Below are 13602 nucleotides of genomic sequence, written 5' to 3'. Positions count from 1 at the left end.
CCTTTCAGCGTTTATGGGAACTTGTCTTTTGGTTTCCGGTCAATTTTCGCAGTGCTGAACTGCACGAGTTTGTAAGACGGAGGTTTTTTCGTATGACCAATTCTTTGCAACCTGCATATGCTCTGGTCCCGGGTGCGAACCTGGAGGCCTACGTGCACACCGTGAACAGCATTCCATTGCTGACGCCGGAGCAGGAGCGTGAACTGGCCGAGAGTCTCTACTATGAGCAGGATTTGGGGGCGGCTCGGCAGATGGTGCTCGCCCACCTGCGTTTTGTCGTACATATCGCCCGTAGCTATTCCGGCTACGGTCTGGCTCAGGCTGACCTGATCCAGGAAGGTAACGTCGGCCTGATGAAGGCCGTGAAGCGCTTCAACCCGGAAATGGGTGTGCGTCTGGTTTCGTTCGCTGTGCACTGGATCAAGGCGGAAATTCACGAGTTCATCCTGCGCAACTGGCGCATTGTGAAAGTCGCGACCACCAAGGCCCAGCGCAAGCTGTTCTTCAACCTGCGCAGCCAGAAGAAACGTCTGGCGTGGCTGAACAACGAGGAAGTCCATCGCGTGGCGGAAAGCCTCGGCGTAGAGCCGCGGGAAGTGCGCGAGATGGAAAGTCGACTGACCGGCCATGACATGGCCTTCGACCCGGCCGCAGAAGCGGACGACGACAGCGCTTTCCAGTCGCCGGCCAACTATCTGGAAGACCACCGGTACGACCCGGCCCGTCAACTTGAAGACGCCGACTGGAGCGACAACTCCAATCACAACCTGCACGAAGCGCTGGAAGTACTGGACGACCGCAGCCGTGACATCCTTTATCAGCGCTGGTTGGCTGAAGAGAAAGCCACGCTGCACGACCTGGCGCAGAAGTACAACGTGTCGGCCGAGCGTATTCGTCAGCTTGAGAAAAGCGCGATGAACAAGCTCAAGTTGTCGATCGCCGCCTAAGCTGCGCGAAGGCAATAAAAAACGCCCCGATCATTGATCGGGGCGTTTTTGTTTGTATCGAGTACGCATAACCCCCTGTAGGAGCGAGGCTTGCCCGCGAAGGCGGCGTGTCAGTCGAGGAGGATGGCGACTGACACACCGCCTTCGCGGGCAAGCCTCGCTCCTACAGGGATAGCGTCAATCACTGGGCCCAAGGCGCCCGGCGTGAATCGTTGAGCCCCAGCAGATAGCTGTCGCCACCCAACTGGCTCATCTGCTGCCGAATCCACCCGGCGCGACGTGCGACGTAATTCGTCGGGTGACTCGCGCTCCACACCCGTGGGTTAGGCAATACAGCCGCCAGATAACTGGCCTGCTGCCGGGACAGCGACTTGGCGCTCACGCCAAAGTGATGCCGAGCCGCCGCTTCCGCGCCAAACACCCCGTCATCCCACTCGACGCTGTTCAGGTACACCTCAAGAATCCGCTGCTTGGGCCAGAACACTTCGATCAGCCCGGTAAACCAGGCTTCCAGACCTTTGCGCAGCCAACTACGGCCGGACCACAAAAACAGGTTTTTCGACACTTGCTGGCTCAAGGTGCTGGCGCCGCGAACCGAACCACCCAGCTCGTTGTGCGCCAGGGCTGCGCGGATCGCGCCGAGGTCAAAACCCCAGTGCTCCGGGAATTTCTGATCTTCACCGGCAATCACTGCGACTTTTAGGTCGTCGGAGATTTCATCCCAGGGTTTCCAGGTGCGTTGCAGGTCGATGGGCTCGCCGTCGAACCAGGATTCGATCTTGCGCTCGACCATCAGCGTCGTGCCCGGTGGCGGCACCACGCGGAAAATCAGCACCAGCAATACGCTGCCGCCCGCGAACCAGAGCACGGCCTTTGTAAATCGTCGTAAAAATAAACGCAGCATAGAGATGGCTTGGCCGAACCCATTGAGCGGGCCATTATACAGACCCTGTTGATCGAGTCTGACTGGAGTTCTTCATGCTGCGTGGCTTTCTGATGCTGGCCGCTTTCTTCGGCTTCACCGGCGTTGCCCTTGGCGCATTCGCCGCCCATGGCTTGAAAAGCCGCCTGACGCCTGAATACCTGACGATTTTCCACACTGGCGTCACCTACCAATTGGTGCACACCTTGGCGTTGCTGGGTGTGGCGCTGCTTGCCACGCAGATCCAGGGTCGTTTGATCACGTGGGCCGGCGCCTCGTTTGCCATTGGCATCCTGCTGTTTTCCGGCAGTCTGTACCTGTTGACCCTGACCGGTATCAGCAAGCTCGGAATCATCACGCCCTTCGGCGGCCTCGCATTCCTGATCGGTTGGCTTTGTCTGGGCCTTGCCGCCTGGCGGTTGAGCTGACCGGGTGGTCCATTTCATGACGAATGGCTTGGGTCGCCAAGACTGATCGGGCTAGAATGCCAGCCCCTAAAAATGATGGCGGCATCCGGCATGCGCATTCAGTTGAACGGCGAATCCCTTGAACTGCCCGACGGTGAAACCGTTGCGGCCCTGCTGACCCGTCTGGAATTGACCGGACGCCGGGTAGCGGTCGAACTCAATCTGGATATCGTCCCGCGCAGCCAGCATGCGGACACCACATTGAACGACGGCGATTCCGTCGAAGTGGTACACGCCATCGGCGGCGGCTAGTCGCCCGGCCCGCAAGGGCACAGAATTCTGCAAGAACCTCACCCCTACAGAGGATTTCCCATGAGCATCGTTCGTAGCGACAAGCCCTTCGTCCTGGCCGGTCGTACTTACCAGTCGCGTTTGCTGGTAGGCACCGGCAAGTACCGCGACATGGAAGAAACCCGCCTGGCCATCGAGGCCTCGGGTGCCGAGATCGTCACCTTCGCCGTGCGCCGCACCAACCTCGGCCAGACCCCGGGCGAACCGAACCTGCTCGAAGTCCTGTCGCCGGATCGCTACACCTTCCTGCCTAACACCGCCGGTTGCTTCGACGCTACCGAGGCTGTGCGCACCTGCCGCCTGGCCCGTGAGCTGCTCGGTGGCCACAACCTGGTGAAGCTGGAAGTGCTGGCGGACCAGAAAACCCTGTTCCCCAACGTGATCGAAACCCTCAAGGCCGCCGAAGTGCTGGTCAAGGAAGGCTTCGACGTGATGGTCTACACCAGCGATGACCCGATCATCGCCCGTCAACTGGCGGAAATCGGCTGCATCGCGGTCATGCCGCTGGCCGGTCTGATCGGCACGGGCCTGGGGATCTGCAACCCGTACAACCTGCAGATCATCCTCGAAGAGGCCAAGATTCCCGTGCTGGTGGATGCCGGTGTCGGTACCGCTTCCGACGCCACCATCGCCATGGAGCTGGGTTGCGAGGCGGTGCTGATGAACTCGGCCATCGCCCATGCCCAGCAGCCGATCATGATGGCTGAAGCCATGAAACACGCCATCGTTGCAGGCCGCCTGGCCTACCTCGCCGGCCGCATGCCGAAAAAACTCTATGCCAGCGCCTCTTCGCCGCTGGATGGTCTGATCAAGTAAGAGCCATTGATGACTGAATCAAACGACACGCCAATCCAGACGGAAGAAGGCGACGAGCGCCAACACCGCCGCATCAAGAGTTTCGTGATGCGCGCCGGGCGCATGACCGAAGGCCAGCAAAAAGGTCTGGAACAGGGCACGCCGCTGTTCGTGCTGCCATTGGCCGACGCGCCGGTGGACTTCGACCAGGTATTCGGTCGCTCGGCACCGCGTTCGCTGGAAATCGGTTTCGGCATGGGCCATTCGCTGCTGGAAATGGCCGCCGCTTCGCCGGAACAGGATTTCATTGGCGTGGAAGTGCACCGTCCGGGTGTGGGCGCGCTGCTCAATGGCGTGCTGACTCAGGGCCTGACCAACCTGCGGGTCTACGATTGCGACGCGATCGAAGTGCTCAACCGTTGCGTGGCCGACAACAGCCTCGATCGCCTGATGCTGTTTTTCCCGGACCCATGGCACAAGAGCCGCCACCACAAGCGTCGTATCGTTCAGGCGTCGTTCGCTGAACTGGTGCGCAGCAAGTTGAAGGTCGGCGGTATTCTGCACATGGCCACCGACTGGGAACCGTACGCTGAATACATGCTGGAAGTGATGAACGTTGCGCCGGGTTATCGCAACCTCGCCGAAGACGGCAAGTGCGTACCGCGCCCGGCCGAGCGCCCGATCACCAAGTTCGAACGCCGTGGCGAACGACTTGGGCATGGCGTGTGGGACCTGAAGTTCGAAAAGCAGTCCTAAGCCCTACGCTATAAACCTGTAGGAGCGAGGCTTGCCCGCGAAGGGGCCGTACCAGTCACTATCATCATCGACTGACACACCGCCTTCGCGGGCAAGCCTTGCTCCTACAGGTTTTTTTGTGTCCGGAAATCAGCGGCGGTCGGCGACGACGCCAATCAGCACCAACACCACCAACAACACCGGCGCCAGGCTGTAGTTGTTGAACTGGCTCAAACCACGAACGATCCACGGTGTGGCGTAGATCAGCGCGGCACCGCTGCCGATCATGCACACCAGCGCGAGCAACGGGACGCGCAAAGCGCCGGCGATGCTACCCAGGCGTTGATCGATCCAGGCTTTGATGTCCGCGCCGAACAGCACCAGCAAACACCCCACCAGCGCCAGAGAGATTTCCGACAGGTTACTGCGGCTCCAGCGGGAGACGGTGGCGAGCAGGTCGAGTATCAAATCCATTCGTTTTCCCTTACGGCTGAAATCAGCTCAGAAATGTTTGCAGCAAGTCATTGAGGAACAATTGCCCGCGCTCGGTGGCCGCCAGGCGTGACGGTTCGACCTGCAACAGGCCGCTTTGTTCGGCTTCGCGGCGGCCTTCGGCGAGGCTTTCCAGGCTCAGCCCGGTGCGCTCTGGATACAGCCGTGATTCCACGCCATCAGTCAGGCGCAAAGCGTTCATCAGAAAATCGAACGGCAGTTCATCGTTGGTCAGCGCTTTCTCGCCAGCCTTGAAGCTTTTCGCCGGGTTCAGGTAATCCTTCGGCAGGCGCGTCTTCCAGGTGCGCACGATGCGCCCGTCCGGATGACTGAGCTTGCCGTGGGCACCGGCACCGATGCCGATGAAGTCGCCGAAGCTCCAGTAATTGAGGTTATGCCGCGCCGGACGACCGGGCAGGGCATACGCCGAGACTTCGTATTGTGCGTAACCGTGCTCGGCGAGCAGCGCCTGGCCGGCTTCCTGAATGTCCCACAGCGTGTCGTCTTCCGGCAGCACAGGCGGCTGGTTCCAGAACACCGTGTTCGGCTCCAGCGTCAGCTGGTACCAGGACAAGTGGGTCGGCTTCAGGGCGATGGCCTGGCGCAGATCACTCAGGGCGTCGTCCAGCGACTGATCGGGCAAACCGTGCATCAAGTCCAGGTTGAAGTTATCGAACCCGGCCTGGCGCGCCATGCCGGCGGCTCGCACCGCTTCATCGCCGTTGTGAATCCGCCCCAGTGCCTTGAGTTTCTCTTCCTGAAAGCTCTGGATGCCGATCGATAGCCGATTGATGCCCAGCGCGCGGTAGGCGACGAACTTCTCTTGCTCGAACGTGCCTGGATTGGCCTCCAGGGTGATTTCAATGTCGCCGGCAAACGGAATCCGTTGCTCGACGCCTTTGAGCAGGCGGCCCAAGGCTTCGGCGCTGAACAGGCTCGGCGTGCCACCACCAAAGAAGATCGAGCTCAACTCGCGGCCGTAGACCGCGTGCAAATCCTGATCAAGGTCCGCTAGCAAGGCGTCGACGTACTCTTCTTCCGGCAGCACGGGGCTTGCGGTGTGGGAGTTGAAGTCGCAATAAGGGCATTTGCGCACACACCACGGGATGTGGATGTACAGCGCCAGGGGCGGCAGCACGGGAAGCGCAGCCCGAGGTGATTGTGCGCCGCCGCCGTAGATCAGCGGTGGCGCGGATGATTCACGGGTCATTTCAAGCCCAGACGCTGGCGCAGCAGATCCATTGCACGGGCGCGGTGGCTGATGAGGTTCTTGTCGCTCGGGCTCAGCTCGGCGCTGGAGCAATCGCGCTCTGGCACCCAGAACAGCGGATCGTAACCGAAACCGTGCTCGCCACTGGCTTGGGTCAGGATGCGCCCATGCCACAGCCCTTCGCAGAGGATCGGCAGCGGATCATCAGCGTGGCGCACCAGCGCCAGCACGCAGACGAACTGCGCGCCGCGCTCGGCTTGCGGCACGTCTTTCAAGGCGTCGAGCAGTTTGGCGTTGTTCGCCGCATCGCCTTTGCCGTCAGCGTAACGAGCCGAGTAGATACCCGGTGCGCCGCCAAGGAAATCCACCGCCAGCCCGGAGTCGTCGGCCAACGCCGGCAGGCCGGAAATGCGCGCGGCATTGCGGGCCTTGAGAATGGCGTTCTCGACGAACGACAGACCGGTTTCTTCAGGCTCGACGCTGCTGAACTCGCCGATCGAGCGCAGATGCACCGAGTCGCCGAGCATGGCCTGGAGTTCCTTGAGTTTGCCGGCGTTGTGGCTGGCCAGTACGAGTTGCGTGAAATTCATCATTGGCCGGGGAAAAGCTCTTGTTGGAAACTGATGGTGTTGGTTTTATCGCCGGTCTGCACTTTGATATCGAAGGTGCGGACTTCCTGTTGCTCCACAGGGTATTGCGCGATGTAGTAGATCGCGCCTTGTTCGGTGATCTGCTTGAATTTCAACGGCACACTTTGGCTGGTGAGGTCTTTGACCGTGCCGCTGACGTTAGAGACCAGCGGTTTGCCATCCTTGATCACCGAGACGTTGATCACGCCCTGGTTCTTGCTGCGGACCAGTTCGGCGGACTTGGCAATGTCCGGTGTCAGGAACGTGGAGTTGAAGGTGTTGTAATGCACCGTCACGTCACCGAAGGTTTCCTTGCGCTCGCCCTTGATGACGTCGGCGGCCATGGCGGTAACGCTCAGGCAGGCAGTGAGTAGAAATAACGCTAGACGACCCATGATCGTTCTCCTTGAAATAGGGTGGTTCAGACCGCGACCTTGTGATCCTGCAGTCCTGGACTGCTGACGCGGTAAATACCGATCTCACCTAACAGATTAGGCCATAGCTTACTGGCCCACCCGTGCCGATGCTGTTGATCCACGGCAAGCCGATCAATGACCTTGGCTTCACGTTCGCGGCAAAGTGCTTCAAAGTCTTCGAAAGTGCAAAAGTGGATGTTCGGCGTGTTGTACCAGGTGTACGGCAGAAACTCGGACACCGGCATCCGGCCCTTGCTCGCCAGGTACCAGCGGCAGCGCCAGTGACCGAAGTTGGGGAAGGTGATGATGCATTGGCGACCGACCCGCAGCATTTCGTCGAGGATCTTGTCCGGGTAATGCACGGCTTGCAGCGCCTGGGTCATGACCACGACGTCGAAACTGTTGCTGGCAAAGTTGCCCAGGCCCTTGTCCAGGTCCTGCTCGATCACGTTGATGCCCTTGGCCACGCACTCGGCGATGTTGTCCGGGTCGTTTTCCAGGCCGTAGCCGGTGACTTGTTTGTTGTCGCGCAGCCACGTCAGCAGCTCGCCGTCACCGCAACCGAGGTCGAGCACGCGGCTGCCGGCGGGGATCCATTCCTGGATGATTTCCAGATCAGCTCTCATGGCTTTCTCACAACGTAATGCGGTTCATGTAATTGCTGAACGCCTGCAAGTAACGCGGGATCGGAATCAGGAAGGCGTCGTGGCCTTGCGGAGCGTCGATCTCGAGGTAGCAGACGTCTTTCTTGGCCGCCATCAGCGCGTCCACCAGTTCCCGCGAGCGGGCCGGGGAGAAGCGCCAGTCGGTGGTGAAGGACATCACGCAGAACTTGGCCGAAGCGCCGGCGAAGGTTTTCGCCAGGTCATCGTCGAAGTTTGCTGCCGGGTCGAAGTAGTCCAGCGCCTTGGTCATCAGCAGGTAAGTGTTGGCATCGAAACGCCCGGAGAACTCTTCGCCCTGATAACGCAGGTAGCTTTCAACCTGGAACTCGACGCTGTGGAAGTCGTAGTTGAGCTTTTCGCTCTTCAGGCCGCGGCCGAATTTTTCGCCCATCGAGTCATCGGACAGATAAGTGATGTGCCCGACCATCCGCGCCAGCATCAAGCCGCGCTTGGGGATCACGCCCGCTTCCTGGAACGAACCACCGTGGAATTCGGGGTCGGTGAGGATTGCCTGGCGTGCGACTTCGTTGAAGGCGATGTTCTGTGCCGACAGTTTCGGTGCCGAGGCAATGGCCAGGCAGTGACGAATGCGATCGGGGTAGGTGATGCTCCATTGCATCGCCTGCATGCCGCCGAGGCTGCCACCAATCACGGCGGCCCATTGGCTGATGCCGATCCGGTCGGCCAGGCGCGCCTGGCTGTGCACCCAGTCTTCCACGGTCAGCACCGGGAAATCGGCGCCGAACGGCTTTCCGGTTTCCGGGTTGACGCTGCTCGGGCCCGTGGAGCCGTTGCAACCGCCGAGGTTGTTCAGGCTGACCACGAAGAACTTGTTGGTGTCGATCGGCTTGCCGGGGCCGATGCAGCTGTCCCACCAACCGGGTTTGCGGTCGTCGGGGCTGTGGAAGCCGGCGGCGTGATGGTGACCGGACAAGGCGTGACAGATCAGCACGGCGTTGCTCGCCGTGGCGTTCAGCGTGCCGTAGGTTTCGTAAATCAGGTCATACGCTGGGAGCGAACGGCCACAGGCCAGGGCCAGGGGTTCACTGAAGTGCGCCACTTGCGGCGTCACCAGACCAACAGAATCGGCGGGAAAGGCAGTTGGCATCGACCCTGCTCTCGTTGAAATGAGGCGTAAGTCTAAAGACCGGTGGGGTTAGCGGCAAGCAAAGGCCGGGCCTGATTTCATTCAGTTGAACCGAGGCGCTACATTCGCGGGCAAGCCTCGCTCCTACAGGTCATGCGGCAATGTTGAAATGGCGCATGACCTGTAGGAGCGAGGCTTGCCCGCGAAGAACGATGACGCGGTATCAGATCAAACCGAGCAGCCCTTGAGGCATCAGGGCAAAGTACGCCAGTCGCGGAATCAGCCAGCTTTGCAGCAACTGGATCACGATGAACGCGAAGATCGGCGAGATATCGAGGCCGCCCAGGTTCGGAATGATCCGGCGGAATGGGGCCAGTACCGGTTCAGTAATCTGCGCGACCAGCTCGGCGCCCGGATTGTGGCTACCCGGTGCGACCCAGGACAGAATCACGCTGATGATCATCGCCCAGAAAATAATATTCAAAAACAGCGAGAACAGCGCAATCAGCGCCCACGGCACCAGCAGCACCCAATCGACCATGAAGCCTTTGAGCGACACGATGACCGCGATCAGCAGCATTTGCACGATCAGCGCCAGCACCAGTGACGACATATCCAGCCCGAACATGCTCGGGATGACCCGGCGCAGAGGCTTGAGCAGCGGCTGGGTAGCCTTGACGATGAACTGGCAGAGCGGGTTGTAGAAGTTCGCCCGGACCAGTTGCAGGATGAAGCGCAACAGCACAATCAGCAGATACAGGCTGCCCAGGGTCTTGATGATGAAAATGGCAGCGTCGTTGAGTCCTAGCATCATTTATTCCTTTGTAAGGGCTGATTAGCGACCGAGCTGCTCAGCCATCTCGGCCGAGCGGTGCGCAGCGGCGCCGAGTGCTTTTTCTACCAGCGCTTCGAAGCCGCCAGCCTGGAACGATTTGATTGCAGCTTCTGTGGTGCCCGCCGGCGATGTCACACGGCGACGCAGTTCAGCCGCGTCGACATCGCTGGCAACCGCCATGTGTGCGGCGCCCAAGGCAGTTTGCAGGGTCAGTTGGGCAGCGATGTCCGCCGGCAGGCCGAGCTTCACGCCGGCGGCGGTCATGGCTTCGATCAACAGGAAGAAGTACGCAGGGCCCGAGCCGGAGACGGCGGTGACGGCGTCCAGTTGCTGCTCTTCATCCAGCCACAAGGCGATGCCCACGGCCGACAGCAGTTCTTGCGCCTGTTGGCGCTGTTCTGCGGTGACTTCGGCGGTGGCGAACAAACCGCTCACGCCCTGACGCAGCAGCGCCGGGGTATTGGGCATGCAGCGCACGATCGGTTGTGCGCCGAGCCAGTTGTTCATGCTGGCGCAGGTGATGCCGGCAGCGATGGACACCACCAGTTGATCCGGTTTCAAGCTCGGGCGAATCGCTTCGCACACGGCTTTCATCGCTTGCGGTTTGACCGCCAGAACGACCACGTCGGCGCCTTGAATGGCCTCGGCGTTGTCAGCGAATACTTCGATGCCGTGTTCGGCGTTCACTTTGGTGCGGGTTTCTGCGCCCGGATCGCTGGCGCGGATCTGCGCGGCGTCCAGACCTTTGGCGCGCAGGCCGCCGATCAGGCTGGCGGCCATGTTGCCGGCACCGATAAAGGCAATACGAGTCTTGCTCATGTCAGGTCCTTATAAATAGAAGAGTCGGCCATGGGTTCAAGGCTGACCGTAGTCGCGGGCGCCAAACAGGGCCGTACCGATGCGGACCCAAGTGGCGCCTTGGGCGATGGCCGACTCAAGGTCGTGGCTCATGCCCATGGAAAGTGTGTCGAGCGGCAGGTTCAGGCTGGCTTGCAGGCTTTGCACGGCAGCAAAAGCGGCGTCCTGGGCGGCGCGATCTTCCGTCGGCTCGGGAATCGCCATCAGCCCGCGCAGCTTGATGCGCGGCAGTTCGCTGATGGCGTTGGCCAGGGCCGGCAGGTCGGCCGGGGTGCAGCCGGATTTGCTGGCCTCACCGCTGACATTGACCTGGATGCAGATGTTCAGTGGCGGCAGATCGGCAGGGCGTTGTTCGGACAGGCGTTGTGCGATTTTCAAGCGATCCACGGAATGCACCCAAGCGAAGTGCTCGGCGATAGCGCGAGTCTTGTTCGATTGAATGGGGCCGATGAAGTGCCAGATCAAGGGCAGGTCGGCCAATTCGAGCTGTTTGCCCAGGGCTTCCTGCAGGTAGTTCTCGCCAAAGTCGCGCAGGCCGGCGGCATGTGCTTCGCGCAGGGCCTCGGCGGGCTTGGTCTTGCTCACGGCCAGGAGCTGGACGCTGTGTTCGTCACGATGGGCGGCGAGGGCGGCAGCCCGGATGCGTGAACTAACCAGTTCAATGTTGTCTGCTATCGTGGACATTCAAGAGGCGCCAGCGGGTCTGAGGTTGGCGGCATTCTACTGGAATTGAGGAGTGCTATGGATATCACTGAGCTGCTGGCGTTCAGCGCCAAACAAGGAGCGTCCGACTTGCACCTGTCGGCAGGCCTGCCACCGATGATTCGCGTCGACGGCGATGTGCGGCGCATCAATCTGCCAGCCCTGGATCACAAGGAAGTTCAGGAGCTGGTCTACGACATCATGAACGACACCCAGCGGGTGGATTTCGAGAAACACCTGGAAACCGACTTTTCCTTTGATGTGCCCGGCGTTGCGCGTTTCCGGGTCAATGCGTTCAACCAGAGCCGTGGCGCCGGCGCGGTGTTCCGAACGATTCCGTCGAAGGTCCTGAGCATGGAAGACCTCGGGATGGGGGAAGTGTTTCGCAAGATTACCGACTCCCCCCGTGGCCTGGTGCTGGTCACCGGCCCGACCGGTTCCGGCAAGTCCACCACCCTGGCGGCGATGATCGACTACCTGAACAACCATCGTCATCACCACATCCTGACCATTGAAGACCCGATCGAATTCGTCCACGAATCACGCAAATGCCTGATCAATCAGCGCGAAGTCCATCGCGATACCCGTAGCTTCGCCACCGCCTTGCGCTCGGCGTTGCGGGAGGATCCGGATGTGATTCTGGTGGGCGAGATGCGTGATCTGGAGACTATTCGCCTGGCGCTGACGGCTGCCGAGACTGGCCATCTGGTGTTTGGCACGTTGCACACCACGTCGGCGGCGAAAACCATCGACCGGATCGTGGATGTGTTTCCGGGGGAAGAGAAGTCGATGGTGCGTTCGATGTTGTCCGAGTCGCTGCTGGCGGTGGTATCGCAGACGCTGGTGAAGAAGATCGGCGGCGGGCGGATCGCGGCGCACGAAATCATGCTGGGAACATCGGCGATCCGTAACCTGATCCGTGAGGACAAGGTGGCGCAGATGTACTCGTCGATTCAGACCGGCGGGAATCTGGGGATGCAGACGCTGGATATGTGCTTGAAGGAGTTGGTGACCAAGGGCTTGATCAGCCGCGAGCATGCGCGGGATAAGGCGCGGTCGCCGGATAATTTTTGACCAGTCCGAATACGCCTTCGCGGGCAAGCCTCGCTCCCACAGGTGAATGCATTCCAATGTGGGAGCGAGCCTGCTCGCGATGGGGGCATCAGGTTCAAAGCAAAATCCCGGGTTAGGCCCGGGATTTTCAAATCAGCGCTGAACAACCTGCAGCGTGTTCTTCTCTTTAGGCAGAACCCGCTTGGCAACCACGTAGTGGCTTTCCCAGTACGGTTTCTTCAAGGTGTCGATGGTCACCGACTTGCCACGGCGTGGTGCGTGGATGAAGCGGTCGTTGCCCAGGTAGATGGCAACGTGATTGACCCGGCGGCTCTTGATGTTGAAGAAAATCAGGTCGCCCGGCTTCAGGTCGCCGCGTTCGACTTTCTCGCCATGACCGCTGGCCATGGCGTTCGAGGTGCGTGGCAGGTCAAACGTGGCGTCGTTGAACGCGTATTTCACCAGGCCGCTGCAATCGAACCCTTTACTTGGGCTGCTGCCGCCCCAACGGTAAGGTGTACCGAGGACGTTGACGGCACGGCTCAGCACATTGCTGCTTTCCTTGGTCGCCATCGGCGGGACAAGCTTGCTGTTGGCTTTGCTCAGCGAAGTCGGTTGCTTGGCAGTTTGTTTGTTTTTGCTCGAAGGAGCAGAAACATGGGATTTTGGGGTGTAACCATTAACGTTAGGAAGACGTTGCTCACGATTGGTGGCGTGGGCGGCCAGTGGCATCAAAAGGCAAATGGTTAGCCATGTCTTGAAAAATGGACGCATTAGGCAAGGCTCGTGTTGGTTAGCGCGAAACTTTATAACAGCTTTTTTTGTCATTCCGAGGCCGTTGGTCGATTCAACCTGGCGGTCAACGGAGCCCAATACGCGGCAAATAGACGCAATTGTCGGACAGAAGTCAGGTGCTATAAGGGTTTGACGGGAGACACGGTAGCATTTGCCATACGTCGGCCACCTGTAAAAAAGTCACAAAGAATTCAAGAATATTTATCTATCGTGTGATTCGAGGCCATTCATGAACACCTATCGACACCCCGTTCCACATCAAGATACCCACAGCAAAGTGATCGGTTACCTGCTGTGGATTTTCGGTTTTACCGGCGCTCACCGCTTTTATTACGGTAAGCCGGTGACCGGGACGATCTGGTTTTTCACCCTGGGTTTACTGGGTATCGGCTGGCTGATCGACGTGTTCCTGATCCCGGCCATGGACCGTGAAGCGGACCTGCGTTTCACCGCCGGGCCTATCGAATACAACGTTGCGTGGATTCTGCTGACATTTCTGGGAGTGTTCGGCGTGCACCGGATGTATCAGGGGAAGTGGATCAGCGGATTGCTGTACCTGGTGACGGGCGGGTTGTTCTTTCTGGGGGTTTTGTATGACTTCTGGACGCTGAATGACCAGGTTTCCGTGCGTAACGCGCAGAATCGCGGCACTTTCCAGTAAGTCATCGCTAGCAGGCTAGCTCCCACACAGGATCTGTGAACG

At 59.9% G+C, this 13602-nt stretch carries 18 protein-coding genes; 7 read left to right on the top strand and 11 right to left on the bottom strand.

Annotated features, from left to right (window positions below; translation table 11 throughout):
- Positions 1 to 92 precede the first annotated feature (92 nt).
- Positions 93 to 947 carry an RNA polymerase sigma factor RpoH gene (gene rpoH, locus K5R88_RS19090; protein ID WP_007897890.1) on the top strand — a complete coding sequence of 285 codons (855 nt, stop codon included), beginning with the start codon at positions 93 to 95 and terminating at the stop codon, positions 945 to 947.
- Between the two features lie 181 nt (positions 948 to 1128).
- On the opposite strand, the gene mtgA is transcribed toward rpoH, so the two are convergent.
- Positions 1129 to 1851, bottom strand: a complete 723-nt coding sequence (gene mtgA / locus K5R88_RS19085; protein WP_008026152.1) for a monofunctional biosynthetic peptidoglycan transglycosylase — start codon at positions 1849 to 1851, stop codon at positions 1129 to 1131.
- 74 nt (positions 1852 to 1925) lie between these two features.
- On the opposite strand from mtgA, the gene K5R88_RS19080 reads away from it, so the two are divergent.
- From K5R88_RS19080 to trmB, 4 genes are all read left to right on the top strand, one after another.
- On the top strand, positions 1926 to 2297 hold the full coding sequence (locus K5R88_RS19080) for a DUF423 domain-containing protein (RefSeq protein ID WP_223434048.1): 372 nt from the start codon (positions 1926 to 1928) through the stop codon (positions 2295 to 2297).
- 90 nt (positions 2298 to 2387) lie between these two features.
- A complete protein-coding gene (thiS, locus tag K5R88_RS19075) occupies positions 2388 to 2588 on the top strand; it encodes a sulfur carrier protein ThiS (RefSeq protein ID WP_008026157.1) in 201 nt (66 codons plus the stop codon).
- 60 nt (positions 2589 to 2648) lie between these two features.
- Positions 2649 to 3443, top strand: a complete 795-nt coding sequence (locus K5R88_RS19070; RefSeq protein WP_008036703.1) for a thiazole synthase — start codon at positions 2649 to 2651, stop codon at positions 3441 to 3443.
- A 9-nt stretch (positions 3444 to 3452) separates the two neighbouring features.
- Positions 3453 to 4178 (top strand): tRNA (guanosine(46)-N7)-methyltransferase TrmB, encoded by a 726-nt coding sequence (trmB, locus tag K5R88_RS19065; RefSeq protein WP_008026161.1) that lies wholly within the window; start codon positions 3453 to 3455, stop codon positions 4176 to 4178.
- 129 nt (positions 4179 to 4307) lie between these two features.
- On the opposite strand, the gene K5R88_RS19060 is transcribed toward trmB, so the two are convergent.
- The 9 genes from K5R88_RS19060 to K5R88_RS19020 all read right to left on the bottom strand — a co-directional run bounded on the left by K5R88_RS19060 (position 4308) and on the right by K5R88_RS19020 (position 11033).
- Positions 4308 to 4631 (bottom strand): DUF3392 domain-containing protein, encoded by a 324-nt coding sequence (locus tag K5R88_RS19060; protein ID WP_008026163.1) that lies wholly within the window; start codon positions 4629 to 4631, stop codon positions 4308 to 4310.
- Between the two features lie 22 nt (positions 4632 to 4653).
- Complete coding sequence (gene hemW / locus K5R88_RS19055) at positions 4654 to 5859, bottom strand: radical SAM family heme chaperone HemW (RefSeq protein WP_226298193.1); 1206 nt, start codon at positions 5857 to 5859, stop codon at positions 4654 to 4656.
- Positions 5856 to 6452: an RdgB/HAM1 family non-canonical purine NTP pyrophosphatase gene (gene rdgB / locus K5R88_RS19050; protein ID WP_008036695.1), complete on the bottom strand. Its 597-nt coding sequence runs from the start codon at positions 6450 to 6452 to the stop codon at positions 5856 to 5858. Before rdgB ends, hemW begins: the two co-directional genes overlap by 4 nt.
- A complete protein-coding gene (locus tag K5R88_RS19045) occupies positions 6449 to 6883 on the bottom strand; it encodes a DUF4426 domain-containing protein (protein WP_226298192.1) in 435 nt (144 codons plus the stop codon). The genes rdgB and K5R88_RS19045 overlap by 4 nt, the downstream gene beginning before the upstream one ends.
- Before the next feature lie 26 nt (positions 6884 to 6909).
- On the bottom strand, positions 6910 to 7530 hold the full coding sequence (gene metW / locus K5R88_RS19040) for a methionine biosynthesis protein MetW (RefSeq protein ID WP_008026169.1): 621 nt from the start codon (positions 7528 to 7530) through the stop codon (positions 6910 to 6912).
- 7 nt (positions 7531 to 7537) lie between these two features.
- Positions 7538 to 8677, bottom strand: a complete 1140-nt coding sequence (gene metX, locus K5R88_RS19035) for a homoserine O-succinyltransferase MetX (protein WP_008026171.1) — start codon at positions 8675 to 8677, stop codon at positions 7538 to 7540.
- Between the two features lie 202 nt (positions 8678 to 8879).
- Complete coding sequence (locus tag K5R88_RS19030; RefSeq protein WP_192227547.1) at positions 8880 to 9467, bottom strand: YggT family protein; 588 nt, start codon at positions 9465 to 9467, stop codon at positions 8880 to 8882.
- 24 nt (positions 9468 to 9491) lie between these two features.
- Positions 9492 to 10310: a pyrroline-5-carboxylate reductase gene (gene proC / locus K5R88_RS19025; RefSeq protein WP_207284875.1), complete on the bottom strand. Its 819-nt coding sequence runs from the start codon at positions 10308 to 10310 to the stop codon at positions 9492 to 9494.
- 36 nt (positions 10311 to 10346) lie between these two features.
- A complete protein-coding gene (locus K5R88_RS19020; protein ID WP_008036679.1) occupies positions 10347 to 11033 on the bottom strand; it encodes a YggS family pyridoxal phosphate-dependent enzyme in 687 nt (228 codons plus the stop codon).
- Positions 11034 to 11090: 57 nt separating this feature from the next.
- Between K5R88_RS19020 and K5R88_RS19015 the strand changes: the two genes are divergently transcribed.
- Positions 11091 to 12125, top strand: coding sequence for a type IV pilus twitching motility protein PilT (locus K5R88_RS19015; RefSeq protein ID WP_226298191.1), 1035 nt, complete (start codon positions 11091 to 11093; stop codon positions 12123 to 12125).
- A gap of 132 nt (positions 12126 to 12257) precedes the next feature.
- On the opposite strand, the gene K5R88_RS19010 is transcribed toward K5R88_RS19015, so the two are convergent.
- A complete protein-coding gene (locus tag K5R88_RS19010; RefSeq protein ID WP_008036675.1) occupies positions 12258 to 12878 on the bottom strand; it encodes a C40 family peptidase in 621 nt (206 codons plus the stop codon).
- A gap of 250 nt (positions 12879 to 13128) precedes the next feature.
- On the opposite strand from K5R88_RS19010, the gene K5R88_RS19005 reads away from it, so the two are divergent.
- Positions 13129 to 13560: an NINE protein gene (locus tag K5R88_RS19005; RefSeq protein ID WP_008026184.1), complete on the top strand. Its 432-nt coding sequence runs from the start codon at positions 13129 to 13131 to the stop codon at positions 13558 to 13560.
- Positions 13561 to 13602: the final 42 nt, after the last annotated feature.

Origin of the sequence: Pseudomonas sp. MM213 (assembly GCF_020423045.1) — a bacterium.
Lineage (GTDB): Bacteria > Pseudomonadota > Gammaproteobacteria > Pseudomonadales > Pseudomonadaceae > Aquipseudomonas > Aquipseudomonas migulae.
Note: the sequence above shows the minus strand (reverse complement) of the source record. Positions and strands in the feature narration are given on the sequence as shown.